The sequence below is a fragment of the Roseovarius halophilus (ex Wu et al. 2025) genome (assembly GCF_047086965.1).
Window position 1 is genome coordinate 1 of the sequence record NZ_JBKOTX010000476.1, and the last position, 1222, is coordinate 1222.

Annotated in this window: 1 protein-coding gene; it reads right to left on the bottom strand. The window is 70.7% G+C overall.

Going from position 1 to position 1222, the window contains the following annotated elements; translation table 11 throughout:
• A partial coding sequence (locus tag ACH107_RS32930; protein WP_412509798.1) for a cobaltochelatase subunit CobN occupies positions 1-1222 on the bottom strand: 1222 nt, incomplete at both ends.

Genomic DNA, 1222 nt, shown 5'->3' on the forward strand with positions numbered 1-1222 from the left:
GGTCGCGGCTCCGCGCCGGGCCGCCTCGATCCGGGCGCGGGCGGCGTTCGACCGCGGCAGCCACAGGCCGCGGTCAATCGCCTCGGCAAGCCTGTCGGCGATGTCCCGCAGTGCCGGCGCATTGTGCGTCTCGATGAAGTCGCGCGTCTCCTCGTCCTCGAGGAAGGCGGATTCGACCATGTCGAAGTGATGCCCGCGCACCGCCCCGGTGGTGGCGGCGAAGGCGAACATGTAGTCGACCGTCGCCGCGATTTCGAAGGCGCCCTTGTAGCCGTGCCGTTTCACCCCGTCGATCCACTTGGGGTTGACAACGCGCGACCGGACCACGCGCCCGATCTCGTCCTCCAGCGTGCGGATGAGCGGCCTTTCGGGGCGCGAGTGATCGTTGTGATAGATCGGCCTGTCGCGGCCCTGAAGCGTGCTGACCGCCGCCGCCGCGCCGCCCTCGAACTGGTAGTAGTCGTCCGAGTCGAGGATGTCGTGTTCGCGGTTGTCCTGGTTCTGGACGATGGCCTCGGTCTGGCTGAGCCGCGCCTCGAAACCGGCGCGGTCGGGCCGGCCCTCGTCCCCGGCGCCGTAGGCGTAGCCGCCCCATGTCAGGTACGCCTCGGCAAGGTCGGCCTTGTCGGCCCAGAGGCGCTCGTCGATCATCGCCTGCAACCCGGCGCCATAGGCGCCCGGCTTGGCGCCGTAGATACGCGGGGAGACGCCATCGCTGCCCGCGCGGGCGGCCGCGGGGTTGAGGTCGGGGTCTTCGTCGAGTTCCTGAACGGCGCGGGCGGCGGAATCGAACAGCGCGATGAGTTGCGGAAAGGCGTCCCGGAAGAACCCGGAGATCCGCAGGGTGACATCGACGCGCGGCCGCCCCAGAACGCCCTGCGGCAGGATCTCGAACCCGGTGACGCGGCGGTTCGCGGCGTCCCATCTGGGTTTCACGCCCATCAGCGCCATGGCCTGTGCGATATCGTCGCCGCCGGTGCGCATGTTGGCCGTGCCCCATGCCGTGACCAGCATGGAGCGCGGCCAGTCGCCGTGGGTTTGCAGGTGCTTCTCGATCAGGAGGTTCGCGGATTTCCATCCGAGTGCCCAGGCCGTCGGCGTGGGCACCGCGCGGCTGTCCACCGAAAAGAAGTTGCGCCCGGTCGGCAGCGTGTCGAGCCGGCCGCGGGTGGGCGCGCCGGAGGGGCCCGGCGGGACCGCCCGGCCCGAGAGCGCGGTCAGC